Annotated in this window: 17 protein-coding genes; 7 read left to right on the top strand and 10 right to left on the bottom strand. The window is 36.5% G+C overall.

All coding sequences use genetic code 11. From position 1 onward, the window contains the following. Nucleotides 1-25: 25 nt before the first annotated feature. Nucleotides 26-445 carry a hypothetical protein gene (locus AACL18_RS03755; RefSeq protein WP_339051508.1) on the bottom strand — a complete coding sequence of 140 codons (420 nt, stop codon included), beginning with the start codon at nucleotides 443-445 and terminating at the stop codon, nucleotides 26-28. A 296-nt stretch (nucleotides 446-741) separates the two neighbouring features. On the opposite strand from AACL18_RS03755, the gene mutM reads away from it, so the two are divergent. Then, a complete protein-coding gene (mutM, locus tag AACL18_RS03750; protein WP_339051507.1) occupies nucleotides 742-1,557 on the top strand; it encodes a bifunctional DNA-formamidopyrimidine glycosylase/DNA-(apurinic or apyrimidinic site) lyase in 816 nt (271 codons plus the stop codon). Nucleotides 1,558-1,569: 12 nt separating this feature from the next. Here the strand turns inward: mutM and AACL18_RS03745 are convergent, their stop codons facing one another. The 7 genes from AACL18_RS03745 to AACL18_RS03715 all read right to left on the bottom strand — a co-directional run bounded on the left by AACL18_RS03745 (nucleotide 1,570) and on the right by AACL18_RS03715 (nucleotide 6,891). Further along, the gene (locus tag AACL18_RS03745; RefSeq protein ID WP_339051506.1) at nucleotides 1,570-1,743 is read right to left on the bottom strand and encodes a hypothetical protein; all 174 of its coding nucleotides are present in this window, start codon (nucleotides 1,741-1,743) and stop codon (nucleotides 1,570-1,572) included. Nucleotides 1,744-1,786: 43 nt separating this feature from the next. Next, nucleotides 1,787-1,927, bottom strand: a complete 141-nt coding sequence (locus tag AACL18_RS03740) for a hypothetical protein (RefSeq protein ID WP_339051505.1) — start codon at nucleotides 1,925-1,927, stop codon at nucleotides 1,787-1,789. A 64-nt stretch (nucleotides 1,928-1,991) separates the two neighbouring features. Then, nucleotides 1,992-2,432: a hypothetical protein gene (locus AACL18_RS03735; protein WP_339051503.1), complete on the bottom strand. Its 441-nt coding sequence runs from the start codon at nucleotides 2,430-2,432 to the stop codon at nucleotides 1,992-1,994. 61 nt (nucleotides 2,433-2,493) lie between these two features. After that, a complete protein-coding gene (locus AACL18_RS03730) occupies nucleotides 2,494-4,512 on the bottom strand; it encodes a hypothetical protein (RefSeq protein ID WP_339051501.1) in 2,019 nt (672 codons plus the stop codon). A 194-nt stretch (nucleotides 4,513-4,706) separates the two neighbouring features. Further along, nucleotides 4,707-4,862, bottom strand: coding sequence for a hypothetical protein (locus AACL18_RS03725; RefSeq protein WP_339051500.1), 156 nt, complete (start codon nucleotides 4,860-4,862; stop codon nucleotides 4,707-4,709). Nucleotides 4,863-5,429: 567 nt separating this feature from the next. Then, on the bottom strand, nucleotides 5,430-6,269 hold the full coding sequence (locus AACL18_RS03720; RefSeq protein ID WP_339051498.1) for a DNA replication terminus site-binding protein: 840 nt from the start codon (nucleotides 6,267-6,269) through the stop codon (nucleotides 5,430-5,432). A gap of 199 nt (nucleotides 6,270-6,468) precedes the next feature. After that, a complete protein-coding gene (locus AACL18_RS03715; protein WP_339051497.1) occupies nucleotides 6,469-6,891 on the bottom strand; it encodes a response regulator in 423 nt (140 codons plus the stop codon). Between the two features lie 491 nt (nucleotides 6,892-7,382). Here AACL18_RS03715 and AACL18_RS03710 point away from each other — a divergent pair, with 491 nt between their 5' ends. From AACL18_RS03710 to folE, 4 genes are all read left to right on the top strand, one after another. After that, nucleotides 7,383-8,429: a methionine ABC transporter ATP-binding protein gene (locus AACL18_RS03710; protein ID WP_339051496.1), complete on the top strand. Its 1,047-nt coding sequence runs from the start codon at nucleotides 7,383-7,385 to the stop codon at nucleotides 8,427-8,429. Continuing rightward, nucleotides 8,407-9,060, top strand: coding sequence for a methionine ABC transporter permease (locus AACL18_RS03705; RefSeq protein ID WP_339051494.1), 654 nt, complete (start codon nucleotides 8,407-8,409; stop codon nucleotides 9,058-9,060). Before AACL18_RS03710 ends, AACL18_RS03705 begins: the two co-directional genes overlap by 23 nt. 102 nt (nucleotides 9,061-9,162) lie before the next feature. After that, nucleotides 9,163-9,975: a MetQ/NlpA family ABC transporter substrate-binding protein gene (locus tag AACL18_RS03700; protein WP_339051493.1), complete on the top strand. Its 813-nt coding sequence runs from the start codon at nucleotides 9,163-9,165 to the stop codon at nucleotides 9,973-9,975. A gap of 32 nt (nucleotides 9,976-10,007) precedes the next feature. Further along, a complete protein-coding gene (folE, locus tag AACL18_RS03695; RefSeq protein ID WP_339051492.1) occupies nucleotides 10,008-10,547 on the top strand; it encodes a GTP cyclohydrolase I FolE in 540 nt (179 codons plus the stop codon). Between the two features lie 15 nt (nucleotides 10,548-10,562). Here the strand turns inward: folE and AACL18_RS03690 are convergent, their stop codons facing one another. Beyond that, complete coding sequence (locus AACL18_RS03690; protein WP_339051490.1) at nucleotides 10,563-12,068, bottom strand: ArnT family glycosyltransferase; 1,506 nt, start codon at nucleotides 12,066-12,068, stop codon at nucleotides 10,563-10,565. A gap of 166 nt (nucleotides 12,069-12,234) precedes the next feature. Here AACL18_RS03690 and AACL18_RS03685 point away from each other — a divergent pair, with 166 nt between their 5' ends. Both AACL18_RS03685 and lpxO read left to right on the top strand, forming a co-directional pair. Then, complete coding sequence (locus tag AACL18_RS03685) at nucleotides 12,235-12,723, top strand: hypothetical protein (RefSeq protein WP_339051489.1); 489 nt, start codon at nucleotides 12,235-12,237, stop codon at nucleotides 12,721-12,723. 51 nt (nucleotides 12,724-12,774) lie between these two features. Beyond that, nucleotides 12,775-13,677, top strand: coding sequence for a lipid A hydroxylase LpxO (lpxO, locus tag AACL18_RS03680; protein WP_339051488.1), 903 nt, complete (start codon nucleotides 12,775-12,777; stop codon nucleotides 13,675-13,677). Nucleotides 13,678-13,748: 71 nt separating this feature from the next. On the opposite strand, the gene AACL18_RS03675 is transcribed toward lpxO, so the two are convergent. Next, a complete protein-coding gene (locus AACL18_RS03675; RefSeq protein ID WP_339051486.1) occupies nucleotides 13,749-15,269 on the bottom strand; it encodes an adenosine deaminase in 1,521 nt (506 codons plus the stop codon). Nucleotides 15,270-15,298 lie beyond the last annotated feature (29 nt).

Here is a 15,298-nt window from a genome sequence, read left to right as displayed (position 1 = left end):
TATATTATCATCATCCCACATTGATTTATTTAGGGTAATTTATTTTTTGCTCTTCCGATTTTTTTTCTTCAGCAATAAGAGTATCTTTAGAAGTATTATTAGCTTGAAAGAAAGAAGAACTAGGTGGATTGTTTATTTGATTGACAGCATTTTCCGATGGCCTGGTAGGTGTAACCTCGTTGGCAACTGTTGCTTGGTTTGCTAGTGTTCTATACATTAAAAATAAGCCTATCAATATACCAATACTAGCAATACCCAGCCCAAACATCGATCGAGTATTTCTTGACATACCGGGGATAAGAATATTTTCATTAACATTTAATGAATCACTAATTTTAGCTAGTCCCTTTTGTAATTCCCTATCTTCTTGTATACACGAATTTATATATAATCGATTTATAACAAACCAAACAAGACCAAAAAAAATTATTATATTTTCATCCATAGCGACTCCATATTATTATTAATCTTTATCTAAAGTGTAACATAATTTAAAAATTGCATAAAATATCTCTCCGTCTTTTTAGGCTATGTTTTTTTACAACCAGTAAAAAGATATTTCATTTGGGCTGTTTCTAACATTTTACAAACGGTAATCCAGCTAATTTTCATTTAAGTTTCCTAATTACAACTAAACAAAGGACAAGCAGATAAAACAATTTCTCCAACATTTTGTAAATAAAAATAGTTAGCTAGCACTAAATTTGCTATTATTCTTGAAAAGATAAATTATCGCTCTCTATGCCTGAATTGCCTGAAGTTGAAACCACGTTGCGAGGTATACGAGCCCCAATACAAAATCAAATTATACAAAAATTTTTGATTCGTCGACCTAGTTTGCGTTGGCCTATACCTTCTCAGGATTTACAGCAATTAGTCGGTCTCAGAATTACGCAAGTTACCCGCCGTGGTAAATATCTTTGTATGGCTACTGCACAAGGTAACATCATTATCCATCTTGGTATGTCGGGTCGTCTGCGGATCTTGCATGAATGTGTTACTCCGGGTAAACACGATCATGTCGATATTCTTCTGAATAATGGCACCCTACTCCGTTTTACCGATCCGCGTCGGTTTGGCGCATTGCTGTATACCAATGAAGATCCTAAATGGCACCCATTGCTAAAAAATTTGGGTGTTGAACCACTTAGCCGCCAGTTTTCTGCATTCTATTTAAAACAAAAATTGGCCAATAAACAGCTACCAATCAAATCGGCAATTATGGATCAGCGCATTGTGGTAGGTGTGGGTAATATATATGCCAGTGAAGCGTTATTTATGGCTAAAATAAATCCCTTGAAGCCTGCTAGAACATTATTGCTTTGCGATTTAAAGCTATTAGTCAGTGCTATTAAAGCTATTTTACGTTTAGCAATTAAACAAGGGGGTAGTACTTTAAAAGATTTTTTAAATAGTGAAGGGAAACCTGGATATTTTACGCAACACTTAAACGTGTATGGTCGTGCTGGACTTCCCTGTTTACAATGTCAATCTACACTACAACTTGCACGTATTGGCCAACGCAGTAGCGTGTATTGTCAACAATGCCAGCGTTAATGATAAGCAACGTTAAAATTCGGCTAAGGGTTTAAGACTTGCGATATGCTGCGGCAGGCTTAAATTCGCCCTTTCAGCGGATACTGCGGATATCAATGTATAACCATGGAAGGGATAAGGAATTTGTAGTGTTATGTGCGACTGCAATTTTTTTAACACCTGATTTTCTGGTTCAATCAATGCCACCGCTATTTTCGACGCGGAAAACGAAAAATAATTTTTTGATTAACTAAAAAAAAAGCTTATCCCAACCTGCATCAACACAGATTACTTCTTTTAAGGGTAAGAGCTCAGGAAACTGAGCTGCTAAACAGTTTTTTACTTGTACTTCATTAATAAGGATATCTGCGTGCCAGGCTTCATGACTCATTTTTTTTTATTCAGCATAAAAGGGTTTCCGCCGACTATTGAATAAGCGTCGACATCCTTAATGACTAAGGCATTGCTACCAATAAGGGCACCATGACCAATGTTAATATCCCTTGCATGATCGTAGCTGAGTTACCTAGCCATACGTCATGGCCAATGACAGTATCTCCTTTACTGACCACACTCGCAGAACTCCAATCCTTACCAAATACTTTAAAAGGATATGTAGAAATTCCCTCCATGGCATGATTGGAACCATTCATGATAAAACGAACACCGCTAGCAATTTGACAAAACTTGCCAATAATTAACTTATCTTGCATGAAGTCAAATAGATATAAGACATTTTTTTCGAAATGATGAATATCGTCAGGATCATCATAGCTATAATCACCAATGATGATTTGTGGATGCGAAATAATGTTTTTTAGGAAACACGTTCGAGTGACATGTGGGATGGAGTAAATGCTGTTTTTATCTGGATAACGTTGCGTTGACTTAGACATAGATTTTGCTTTTCTCAGCAAAAAATTCTAACACTCAGTCTAAGTCAACGCTAGTTGCTTATCAATGATTAGCTGCGGGAGCTAGTCGAGATTTTGAATTTGAGGAACCATCTGAACTATTACTACTATGCGGAGTTTTAAAAAGCTCAGGGCCGTTTCCACCCATAGAATAACCAATATTACCACTAATCAAGCAACTTCCATTTTCAGATACAACTGGACTAGGAAGACCGGTGGGTTCTTTTAGTTCAAAACCAAAATTTAACTTCCTTTGACTATTCTCAAAATCATCCGTTGACGCAGAGGGCTTTATAACCTTCTTATTCAAATCATTCACTTGGTTAATAAGTAATTGGGTAGCTTGGCTTCTAGCCTGTTGATTTTTAGGCGGTTCAACCAAGTTTCCTGACCAGGAATTAAAGAAACATCCAATTGCTCCAAAAATAGATAAAGCTGAAATACTATCAACGACGACTAATACCGCATTACCAAAAGCATTACCAATAAGACTAATCGACTTATAAGTTTTAGTAATTCTAGATTTTGTACGGGAATAAAGGCTTTGCGGTAACGATGCAGCTTCTTCCTGAGAAATGTTTTCGGATGGGGAAAAAAGCCTGGTAAGTTTTTGTATCGATAGCACGGTAAAGAATCCTTGCGGGATATAAGCGATCGCACCCATAATAGCAGCGATTATTGGCGCAGTTTGAAGTCCAACGATCGGTTGAATGATGTTAGATAAATCGATTCCGGCCACATAACGAAAATAAGCTAAGCCAAGTAAGCCTACTATTACTAACAAGCTCTTAAATAAGTAGCCAATAATTTGTCGGGTTGATAAATTGTTGAGCGTATTTTTAACGTTTTCCCAGCTGAAATTTTGTGAATTTTTTATCGCCTCGATGGTAGCGGTTAATACGGCCACGGTTAAGGTGATACCTACCGCAGCGGCTAAAATACCGGCAATAATCGGAAATAAAGGTGGCCATAACGCAGATATGACGAATAGCTTGCCAGCTAAAGCGATAACAGTCGTATAGGTTATTGCTACAGTTCCTAAACCCACGGTGAACGAAGCCATCGCGGCAAGAGGTATAAGCAGATATTTTTTAAGTGCAGATAATTGTCGACGATTTCCTTTCTCATCTATATATTCACTAATGCCGCCTTTTTTTAAAAAGCTTAGCAAAAAATTAGGGAAATTCTGTGAAAAGAAACCAAAATTAGATGAAAACCCCCATATACCTATCAATCCTCCTAAGATAAAGCCCAATACCGGCAAACTAGGAAAGAGTAAAAAAAAGGCGCCACCGGTTGCAGCTCCACAAGCTATTGATGCAATGAATGCCAATAAGATCCCAGTATATTTGATGATTTTTTTCTTGATATTCGGTGTTTGAAAAGCTGAAATAGCTGCACCAATTTTTTCAATTTCTTGTTGTATGTCTAATGGATCTTCATGACTGACTTCATAGTTTGGATTAGATTCTAATTTATTTAAGTCTAAAATTCGTTTGGAAATAAATTCAGGTAAATCTTCTTTGTCCAATTGTGTAAATTGAGTAATAAAATCGTTTAAATCTTTATCTTGATCTACAATGAGTTCACTTTGCTGACAAAGGATAAAAACCATGCTTTGTAGAGCGATATTGATTGCATAGCGATCGTCTTTATCGAGATTTGATTTAAACTTTATTTCTTGACGTAACTTTTTCTCAGCTGATTCTTGTGAAGAATTCAAGTTGTCTTTCGCTGCTGTGTCTTTCCATACAACAAAAAAAAGGGCTAGATATGATAATTTATTTTTAAGTTGCTGAATATGTTGTACATCGTCTTTAATAGGAGTTTGAAGTTGAGTCGATCTAGAAGAGGTTTTTATGTGGTTACCGTACAAAAATTCTTTAAATTTAGGATCTGAGCTAAATTTATAATTTTTGGGAGTTTTACCAGTTTCTTGTAAAATTTTATCATCCCATAATTTTTTAGCTGAACGACCTATCTGGCGTGAACCTTTCAAGAATTTCTGATAGTTTCTGTCTACTAAATCTTCTGTTACTGATACGACATCGCTTTCTAACATTAAGGACCTCGCTGTAATAATCAATTTAAATTTCTTAGATCAAGATTTATTACTTGGCACTTACTAGTTTAGTCTCCATAGCTTAAGATAAAATTAAACCTTTCTTAGCAAGGCTTAATAATGCATAAAACTTAGGAATTTTGAGTGCTTAAGTAAGAAATAAGTTATTTCGAATAAATTATCTCTGCTGTAAACTATTTAGATAGCATACAAGAGGTAGAAGTTCGACAGGTTTCTGTTATTACTAGGGGGGTATTTACAACTTCATTAGTTGGAATGAATGCGAATATAGGGGTGGCAGGCTTAAGTTGCGCGTAGGCAAGCCTTTCTTTAAAATCTGGGTCTGGCATAATATTTCCCTCACATTTTTGGATCTTTATTCAAAATTCAAATGGCGATTTATTTTTATTATCGATGAAAATAAATTTAAACACGTTAAAAAAAAATCTGCAATAGATAATTTAATTAATCTCTTATGAGTGAAGTCATATTAATTCCCGGATATCGGCATACGCCAGGTATCTATGTATTTGGCGTATTAAATTACTCTCAAGAAATATTATTTTTTTTATTAAAAAAAGATTTATTTAAAAAATATATTTGATAGAATGCTTATTAGTGTAAATGGTAAAGTTTGTTATACGCTTCAATAATATTTTTCTTTTTAGCTGAGAATTATTTCTATGCCTAATCCTGTAAAAAATAGAGAACCTAAACAAGCCTTAGCTTTATTAATAGAACGATTATTCAAGATTTAGATGAATCCTGTAAAGCAATGTATTCTTACTTGCATGAACCAGCTTCAATCACTTAGTACGGGTGTTGCTTTTACTTCCTAAGTATCATTTTAAATGGTAATAAACAATTATGGAGAAGGTTTAAAACGCGTCGATTGATAAAATCAGCTAAAACAGTTTTTAATTAATAGTTTCTTTTTTATATCGATAGACACTGATAGAGGGTAAAAAAGCCATGGATTCAATTTGCTTATCAATACGCATTTTACGATTTTGCATACGGGGTTTACTAAAACAAACCGTAGGATTTGGCAATTGTTGATCGTGCAAATAAAATAAAGGTAACGCGGTTCGGATGTCTTCATAAGCTGAACAATTGTTTTCTTTAAATGAACCGATATTCACTACCCAACCCGGCTTAATATCTCGATGTTTAATCAGTTTAGTCTGATGAGGTAAACCGTTCAATTTTAATTTTTGTATATCAATATGTAAGCCCTGCCCTGCTTTCTCCAACAATTTTTCTGAGGCTTGTTTTGATAATTGTTTACTCGTGGTGTGTTTGCCTTTAGTCCATGCGATACGGCGAGGATGGTAGTTAATACAAATAATATGCCGAAAAACCTGTTTAAGTTTAATTCCTGGATAGCCAGCATACGCCAAGGTATCGCGGACAAATTTGCTCATATCTTGCTGTGTGCTTTGCTGACAGGCACGTACAAGTTCTCTAAAAGTGGTTTTTATCTGATTAAGCTCATTAATAAGCTTTAAGGTAGGTTGCGTCCCAGCTACGACGCCTGGGCATTTGAAAGTTTCTTGTGGAGATAAACCTTGTGTGGGTCCAAAGTTTCCTAAAGCAAAGATGACTTTATCGCGATTTGCAACAAAATCTCCGGCACCATTGTCTACCCATAGTGGTAATTCATCGAGCTCGTTTTGAATATGTGCGTTACACTTATCAAGTGTTTGCAATAAAGTCGTAAAGCAGCTAATGAATTTCGGCGCAAAATCTATTAACACACTTCCCTCCTTAAAAGGAAAAATACTTGTAGTTTATCCCATAACCAACTATATAGTTTTACATTACAATATTATATCTAAACTTATCTATTTAACACGTTTTAAATCAAAGTCATTTTTATTTTATTGTTTTTGAAGATTGGTTATGGGATAAACTACAAGTAGTAAATCTCATTAATTAATTTTTAAAAATTAAACACTAATTAAATCGGGATAATTCTTCGATTCGAGAATGACAAAAGTCGATCGCTCTCGCTAAGGTTTGTTTGTTAAACGGTTTAATAAATACCACATCGGCACCCAAATAGAGGCACTTTTGCTGCATAGGACCATCGGCATGAGCTGTAGCGACAATAAGCGGTGTTCGATGGTTGGTCTCAAACTCACGTGTCGCACGAATGACTAACTCACCGGATTGATCGGGCAATCCCAAATCTAACACGATAAGATTATAAACATACTGCTCTATGTGATTAATTGCCGTTTCAGCATCGGACACGACTTCGACGTTATATCCTAACTCACGAAGACAATGACTTTGAACTTTTTGGCAAAAAATATCATCCTCGATCAATAAAGCAGAACGTTCTTTTAAGGCGGGTTGTTTTTCTAGATTGCTCATAAGATCATCCATTAATTTTTATTTTATTTTTTTAATGCAATACAATATTTTCTATCATCAACAAAGAATTAATAATAAAAATTCATTGTAATAAATTTTATAATACCGTTGTTGGTAATAATTATCCACAATTTTTAAGCTAATTTAAAGTAAATTTATCTTACTAGGATAAGATTATGTACTTTAAAGAATAGTGTCAAGTCATTAGAACATTTTTTATAATTTTTTTTCATACAAGTTTTTAAAAAAATTAAATATAAAAATTTTTTTTTATTTAAAAATATGATAGATAGTTTTTAACTTCATTTTGGAGAATCCCTTAAAAATTTTCTGCTTAGATTAATTTAGCTTAGTAGGATTCGAGCAAAGCGTTGATTCAGTTAGGAACTGTAAGACAGCAAGCTAAATTAACAAATCCTCTTGCGTTATTTATCTAAGTATCGATAATACCTTTAAGCCAATGCCTTTCAGCGGAATATGACCTATTAAAGATGATAAAGCTTATTAATATCTCAAAAATTTATAATAGTTTAGTCGCACCTATCTATGCTCTACGCGACATCAACCTGACTATTTGTCCAGGAGAAATATTTGGTATTGTGGGTCAAAGTGGTGCCGGCAAAAGTACGTTAGTACGTTGTATCAATCTGTTAGAACGCCCTAGCTTAGGACAAGTCTGGATAGCTGGGCAAGAATTAACCTCAATGAAAGCGGGTGATTTGCGCTTAGTGCGACGTCACATAGGTATGATATTTCAACAATTTAATTTACTTGCAGCCAAAACAGTGTATGAAAATATTGCCTTACCGTTAAAATTTGCACATTATTCACCATCGAAAATCCAAGCGACGATTGCTCCTTTGTTAGATCTTACTGGCTTAAGTGATAAACAACACGCTTATCCAGCACAACTTAGCGGTGGACAAAAACAGCGTGTGGCTATTGCTCGCGCACTAGCCAGCCAACCTAAGGTATTACTGTGTGATGAAGCGACGTCGGCACTCGATCCACAGACGACACAAACGATTCTCCAATTATTAAAGGATATTAACCAGCGTTTAGGGATTACCATCGTATTAATTACGCATCAAGTGGATGTCGTAAAAAGTATCTGCGATCGTGTTGCATTACTGGATCAAGGATCGATCCTTGAAGTCGCTGATGTCGTCAGTTTTTTTACGGCACCAAAAGCTGACTTAGCCAAGAAATTTGTGAGTTTGTCGTTAAAACATGAACTGCCGCCTTTATTACAAAAACGACTTAGCCCACAAAAAAAACGGGATAGCCATGCAGTTCTTCGGATCATATTTAAGGGACAAGCTGCGGCAGAACCTTTAATAGCCCATGTTATGCGTGAAATGGGTATTCATCTGAATATTTTGCAAGCCAATATTGAATGTCTTAAACAAACAATTTTAGGTATCATGGTCGTCGAAGTCATCGGTGATCAAACACCTTTACCTCAAGGTATAGATTATTTAACTGATAAAGGACTTCAAGTAGAGATTATGGGCTATGTCGACGAATCTATTGTTTGAATTATTTCTTTCAACCGGGGAAACACTCTATATGGTGTTTGCCTCAGGATTGTTGGCTATGCTATTGGGATTACCTTTAGGCGTGTTGTTATTTAGTACGCGCCAAACCAATTTATTGCCGATGCCCTTACTTAACAAAAGTTTATCCTTAATGGTTAATATGGCACGTTCAATTCCTTTTATCATTTTAATGTTAGCCATTATTCCTATTACACGTTTGCTAGTCGGGACTTCGATTGGTACTAGCGCTGCTATCGTCCCGCTAAGCTTAGCAGCCACACCTTTTTTTGCGCGCATGATAGAAAATAATCTTAACCAGTTACCTTCGGGTTTAATTGAGACGGGCTTAGCGATGGGGGCTACCACTTGGCAATTAATTCCCGCTATTTTATTGACAGAAGCCTTACCCGGTATGGTAGGTACACTAACGACCACACTCATTACTTTAATTGGCTATTCTGCCATGGCAGGAGCTGTTGGCGGAGGGGGTCTAGGTGATTTGGCCATACGTTATGGTTATCAACGTTTTGATGCCGGCGTCATGATCATGACTATCGTGATCCTCATTGTTTTAGTACAAGGCATACAGCACCTGGGAGATTATTGGGCAAAACGCTTAAATCATCATTAAACCCGATTGCTGCGCGGTTTGTGCTCAAAATGACAAAAATAGACTGCACTTACAATGATGCGGTGAAGGTTAAATTTTACTCATGTTTCGGATATACTAATTATGCTAAAAAAAATTTCTCATTACATATTGAGTTGCCTATTACTAAGCAGTCTATTCGGCCTGAGTGCTTGCCATCATCGTGAAAATTCACAGCAAATTCGTTTAGGTACGATTAGTGGACCAGAAACAGAACTCATGCAAGTCGCCAAACAAGTCGCTTTACGAGATTATGGTTTGCAAATAAAAATTATTGAATTCTCCGATTATTCGCTACCCAATCGAGCGTTAAACGATGGTAATCTCGATGCCAATCTATTTCAGCATCAAGCTTTTTTAAACGACGAAATTCGTAACCGAGCTTATGCATTGACTCCGATAGCCAAAGCGTTTATTTATCCTATGGCTATCTATTCTGCAAAAATCCAGCATTTAAATGAATTAAAACCGCATGCTATTGTGGCCATTCCTAATGATCCAAGCAATGAAGCACGCGCTTTATTATTGCTAAGCTCAGCTGGATTATTGACACTTGATACACACAAAGGCGCATACATGACCCCTAACGATATCCAACTTAATCCTAAACACTTAGCTATCAAAGAGCTAGATGCTGCGCAATTACCGCGTGTACTTGCTGATGTTGATTTGGCAGTTATTAATGCTAATTATGCTGCGCTAGCCCAGCTTTACCCGCAACAAAATGCACTATTTAGTGAAAGTAAAACCTCTCCTTATGCTAATCTATTAGTGGTAAAACTAAGCGATAAAAATAACCCGAAGTTTATTAATCTAATAAAGGCTATACACTCTCCTGAAGTATTAGCCGCCGCCGCTCGATTATTTCATTGTACAGCCGTTCCAGCTTGGAAGTAGTTGTAAAACTAAACTTAATAAGACAATAAATAATGGAAAAGCATATTAAAGCAATTTTAAGCGCACTCGGAGAAGACCCGGAACGGGAAGGTTTAAAAAATACACCGTTACGCGTAGCCAAATCCTTACGTTATTTAACCAGTGGTGCGCGTGAATCTCTAGATGTCCTGCTAAATGGTGCTGTATTTCATTCGACAATGGAAGAAATGATCTTAGTCAAAGACATCGAATTATATTCCTTGTGTGAACATCATTTATTGCCTTTTATTGGCGTCTGTCATATTTCCTATATTCCGAACGGAAAAATCATCGGTTTATCAAAAATACCGCGTATTATTAATTTTTATGCACGACGCCTACAAATTCAAGAAAATTTAACTCGTCAAATTGCCGATACTTTGATGAAAGTATTAGATGCCAAAGGTGTTGCCATCATTATTGAAGCCAAACATTTATGTATGATGATGCGTGGTGTTGAAAAACAAAAGGCTTCGATGAAGACCTCGGTAATGCTAGGTCTATTCCGAGAAGATTTGCGCACGCGATCGGAGTTTTTAAGCTTAGTTGTCTAGGTATCACGACACAACTTAAGAGCTAAAATTATATTTTAAATAAAAAAAACTTGGCGTATGCGGTAAATACGGAGGATCAACCCAATAGGTATCATTAATTGGCCGTAATATTTTTTGTCGATAGTTCGGATAATTAAATTGTGTGCCAAGCAAATAATAAAAAGTGGCCTGCTCATAACGCAAAGTATGCAAGGCAACGCGTTGAAAATAAGGCTTATAATCGTTATACACCAGTGGTGTGCGTGAAAAGATTAAAAAGTTTCTATTTTTAAAGTGTTTGAAATTAGTAATTAAATCATCTTCACGACCATGATAAGACCCTTTTAAAAATACCGATGCATAATGATTCGTATCGAAAAAAAATAAACAAGCGTCCGCATAGTTAGGACTTGCATAAATATAATGCAGCGAATATTTTTCTTTTAACAAGTCATTAATGGTTTTATGATGAAAAAAATAAACGATCTTATTATAGTTTAAACCCAGAACATGCCGATCTTGCACCGATTTAAGAGGAATAAGCAATAAGCTAACAATCAGGATTAGCTGTAGTCCACTCCAATAAACGGTAAATTTTAATAATTTTCTTAGGTTTTTACTGCTTAAATACTGACCCGCCCACACATAAATTAACGGAATAAAAGCAAGCGGCCAATGTAATCCTATCGGTTTAAAACTACTCAGCAGAAAAAATAACAGTAATGGGATAAAAAAGAAGTAAAATACCGCCTGCTGTTTTAATTGCTGTTTTGGGAATTTAGCAAGCGCGAACACTAATGGCGGCGTAATTAAATACAATAAAATAAGCACATAGGCAAAAATGGTTTTAAAACTAAAACCCATATCATTATTTCGATTGTAAATATTAAATAAAATATTTGACCAATCATGATGATAATTCCAATAGATATTCTGCACGACAAAAGGCAGTGTGAATAAAGCCAATAAACCTAGACCTATGAGACGCGCCCGGTTTGGCGCAATAAAAAGAAAATACACTGCATAGGCTAAGCCTAATAGACATGCAAAATATTTTGAGAAAAAAGCCAGTCCTAAAAACAATCCGCCTAGCGCAAACAAATACCATGCATCATTATTTCTTAACGCTTGTAAGACGCACATCACCGACAAAAACGAAAACATAAATAAGGGTGTATCGGTAGTCACAATAATATTAAATAGACTAATCGGTGCAATCATTAATAGAATGCTAGCAATAGCCGCACGCTCTGGATCCTCTTTTTTGAGATAAAGATAGCTTACGACACCTAGTAATAGACTGCTGAAGATGGCCGGTAAACGCAGCGTCAAGGCATGATGACCGAGTTGCAATAACGGGTATAAAACAAATCCTATCATGGGTGGATGATCATAACCGCCGCCACTCAGATAAGCGCCCCATATGGCGTAATAGGCTTCATCCGCAGTAATGGGAATAAACCAGGCTAATAGGAATTTAATCGCAAGTACGCATAAAAGCGCGAGCGTGACGCTAACCGTAGGAGAAAAAAAGTGTTTCACTTGTTATTTTTAGTCGATATTTGAAAGAAAAGAAACTATGCCGATACTAACCTTAGACCTGAATAAAAACAAGAAATCTATTCTACAAGTATCTTAAACTTCTAAGTTTATTCGAATTATATGTTAATATAATTCACACTATCACGATAAAAAAAAGGGAGCCAATATGGATAATGACGATCGAAAAATAATTATACTTTCTGAAAATAGCAATCCACAAGACGAGCATGGTAGAACACCATTACATGACTTTGCTGTGGGAAAAGGGGCACTCGATCCTATGCCTCTTGAATATATTAATGCAACGAAAGACATGATCGATATTTTGGTAAAAATGGGCGGAAGGTTTGATATTAAGGATAACGATGGTAAGAGCGCGCTTGATTTAGCTTTAGATCATGCTCCTGATGTGTTAGTTAAGATTTTTATTGACTATTCATTAAGAGAAAATCCAAATCTAGCTAAACCTTCTTCCCTAGCAGCAGATTTATCAGGCTACTGGGATACTTGCAAGCTAGCAAGTAAGCAACTCAATGCGCAGGCAAGCACTTCCAATAGTAGCCCAGCATTCTTTAAAGCAGCTACTCCAGCGAATGCATCTACTTATAAGGAAGAAAACGAAAAGCAACAAATCAACAGACATCGGTTAAATTAAAGACTGATCGTTTTGTATGGTAAACCTACGGCAATAGGATAAGAAATTGTAATGAAATACATTATTATTATTTTATTTGCTGTATGTGTTTTGTACATTCATCGTCGCGGAAAACAGCGTTATCCATTTTGGCGTCAGCTTTCGGATCATTCGACTTTTTTCGCGCCGCTGAATGTGTTTATGTACTGCTTTTCGGCGGTGCCTAATACGCCCTATCTAAAACTGGAAAATTTTCCTGAATTAGAAATTTTACGTAAAAATTGGCAGCTGATACGCGAAGAAGGCATGCATCTTTTAAAACAAAAACACGTTAAAGCTTCCGAAAAATATGATGATGCCGGATTTAACTCTTTTTTCAGAACCGGTTGGAAACGTTTTTATCTAAAATGGTATAATAGCCATCATCCCTCCGCAGCAATTCACTGTCCGAAAACCACGGCGCTATTAAAAACATTACCCTCAATTAAAGCCGCCATGTTTGCAGAATTATCGGATAAAAGTCGTTTACCACGTCACCGTGATCCCTATGCGGGCTCGTTACGTTATCATTTAGGTCTAATAACACCGAATGATGATTGCTGTTATATCAATGTCGACGGCAAGCACTATAGTTGGCGGGATGGTGAAGCTATCATTTTTGATGAAACCTATATTCATTATGCAGAAAATACCAGTGGTCAAAACCGATTGATTCTATTTTGTGATATTGAACGACCTTTAAAATATCGTTGGGCACAACAATTTAATTATTTAGTGGGACGTTACGTGATGAGCGCTGCAGCTGCGCCGAATGATGCATCGGATCAGACCGGTGCTGTGAATCGCATCTTTAAATATGTTTATTTTATTCGCCGTATCGGCAAATGTATTAAAAAATGGAATAAACCCACTTATTATTTAATTAAATGGACCTTATTTGGTGGCATCGCTTACGCCATCTTTTTTTCACTCTAATACTTTTTGCAATAAATTTTTGTTTGTGTTATCGCTCAATCCACAATTATTTCTCGGCACTTGTCAAAAATCTAATTGCTGTGAGCATTGTAATCAGGTTTGATAAATCGCTGTTCAAAACTTAAAAATTGTTGTTCTAATTTCCATTCACTATCCGCTTTTTCGTTGCCCGCTAAGAAATCTTGACAAGTCGAAGACAACTGAGCGCAGCTTAAACTATTTTTACAATACGAAACCGGATGTTGATAATCGGCCGCTTGCCATAAACTCGCTCCGGGTAAAAAACTATAATGAATACTGTTCCGAGCTAATTGTTTTAAGATCAAATAAGAAAAATGATAATTTCTTACGGCTATTTTGAATTGCTCGGTCAGATTGGTTCTTAAAACCCCTTCATCATCTGTAGATAAAGCCACTGGAACTTGATATTGTCTATAAAGTAGTATCGGATGTTGTTGACCTTTAACGTTGAGTATAGCGGCATTACTACTGAGATTAATTTCAACTAATATTTGTTTTTTAGCCATTTCTTGCAATAACTGTAAAGCGTGATCCTCATAACGAATGTCTACACCATGACCAATTCGATTAGCATGCGCATTTTCTATGGCTTGACGAATATGAAAGCGTAAACCCTTCATCGACACCAAACCGGGAACCAATTCGCCGGCATGTAAACTAATCTTAACCTTGGGATAATGTCGATGTAGAAATCCTATCATGCGCATTTGCAAACAATAGTCGCGCATAGATATTTTTCCATCTTCCGCTTGCACAAGATTAATACCCACGATGCGTGGATCACGGCTCGCCGCTTCAAAACCGGTTAACAATTGTGCAAAAACTTGCGTGCGCGGCTGCTCACGCAATACTTGATATAAATAACGCAGTTTAAAATCTGGGCACAGCTGCTTTCCAGGCCCGTTTAAAAAAGTTTGTAATGGCTTTTGATAGCTATCTAACTGCTTAGAAATATCCTGCACGATAGGAATAACCCCTGATTTTAAAAGTTTTTCGCGCAAGCTGTCTAAATTATCATGCCAAGCCATCTGACTGCCTAATAATCCGGATTTATTATCATCAGGCATAATCATTAGTTCCAGGTAGATTAAATTTTCTCGACATGCCCTTTCCACCGCTTCATTCACCATCTCGGCACGATGCTTCATCAAAATAGGCAAATATTTTATAAACGTCGCAAAAAAATGATCATGCCCCGATTCTTTACCCGGACGAAAATGGCGCATCGACCAGGCGTCAATCAGCTGATTGTATAAAATTGGAAATTTTTGTATCTGCGCAATGCTCAGTTGCTTTGGACAACCGCGATCGCTGTGTACGCTAAAATTTTTTCTATTGACACACAAAGCATCCTGTCGCGCATAACGCAACATATTCTCTGGCATACTCACACCGCCGAGATGATTATGCAGATCCCCTCCTTTCGGCATGTCATGCAAAAAACGGCTTAATTTCTTCGGTTGGTTCTGTACCGAATTAAAATACGCCGCGGTTGCTCGTTCGCTAGCGCTTTCCGCCATAGATAAACTGCAGCTAACTAGTAATACACAGAAAGTTAATACGCGCATCATTTAAAACGTCTCTCTTTTGAAAGTTAACG

Source organism: Rickettsiella endosymbiont of Xylota segnis, from assembly GCF_964019545.1.
Classification (GTDB): domain Bacteria; phylum Pseudomonadota; class Gammaproteobacteria; order Diplorickettsiales; family Diplorickettsiaceae; genus Aquirickettsiella.
This window is presented reverse-complemented; position numbering and strand designations above follow the sequence as displayed.

What these genes read in the sequence shown, in the direction of transcription:
- lpxO (WP_339051488.1), top strand. Translation starts at nt 12,775, where the DNA reads ATGAAATACATTATTATTATTTTATTTGCTGTATGTGTTTTGTACATT.
- AACL18_RS03705 (WP_339051494.1), top strand. Translation starts at nt 8,407, where the DNA reads ATGTCGACGAATCTATTGTTTGAATTATTTCTTTCAACCGGGGAAACA.
- AACL18_RS03710 (WP_339051496.1), top strand. Translation starts at nt 7,383, where the DNA reads ATGATAAAGCTTATTAATATCTCAAAAATTTATAATAGTTTAGTCGCA.
- AACL18_RS03735 (WP_339051503.1), bottom strand. Translation starts at nt 2,432, where the DNA reads ATGTCTAAGTCAACGCAACGTTATCCAGATAAAAACAGCATTTACTCC.
- AACL18_RS03685 (WP_339051489.1), top strand. Translation starts at nt 12,235, where the DNA reads ATGGATAATGACGATCGAAAAATAATTATACTTTCTGAAAATAGCAAT.
- AACL18_RS03675 (WP_339051486.1), bottom strand. Translation starts at nt 15,269, where the DNA reads ATGATGCGCGTATTAACTTTCTGTGTATTACTAGTTAGCTGCAGTTTA.
- AACL18_RS03740 (WP_339051505.1), bottom strand. Translation starts at nt 1,927, where the DNA reads ATGAGTCATGAAGCCTGGCACGCAGATATCCTTATTAATGAAGTACAA.
- AACL18_RS03725 (WP_339051500.1), bottom strand. Translation starts at nt 4,862, where the DNA reads ATGCCAGACCCAGATTTTAAAGAAAGGCTTGCCTACGCGCAACTTAAG.
- mutM (WP_339051507.1), top strand. Translation starts at nt 742, where the DNA reads ATGCCTGAATTGCCTGAAGTTGAAACCACGTTGCGAGGTATACGAGCC.
- folE (WP_339051492.1), top strand. Translation starts at nt 10,008, where the DNA reads ATGGAAAAGCATATTAAAGCAATTTTAAGCGCACTCGGAGAAGACCCG.
- AACL18_RS03700 (WP_339051493.1), top strand. Translation starts at nt 9,163, where the DNA reads ATGCTAAAAAAAATTTCTCATTACATATTGAGTTGCCTATTACTAAGC.
- AACL18_RS03715 (WP_339051497.1), bottom strand. Translation starts at nt 6,891, where the DNA reads ATGAGCAATCTAGAAAAACAACCCGCCTTAAAAGAACGTTCTGCTTTA.
- AACL18_RS03730 (WP_339051501.1), bottom strand. Translation starts at nt 4,512, where the DNA reads ATGTTAGAAAGCGATGTCGTATCAGTAACAGAAGATTTAGTAGACAGA.
- AACL18_RS03755 (WP_339051508.1), bottom strand. Translation starts at nt 445, where the DNA reads ATGGATGAAAATATAATAATTTTTTTTGGTCTTGTTTGGTTTGTTATA.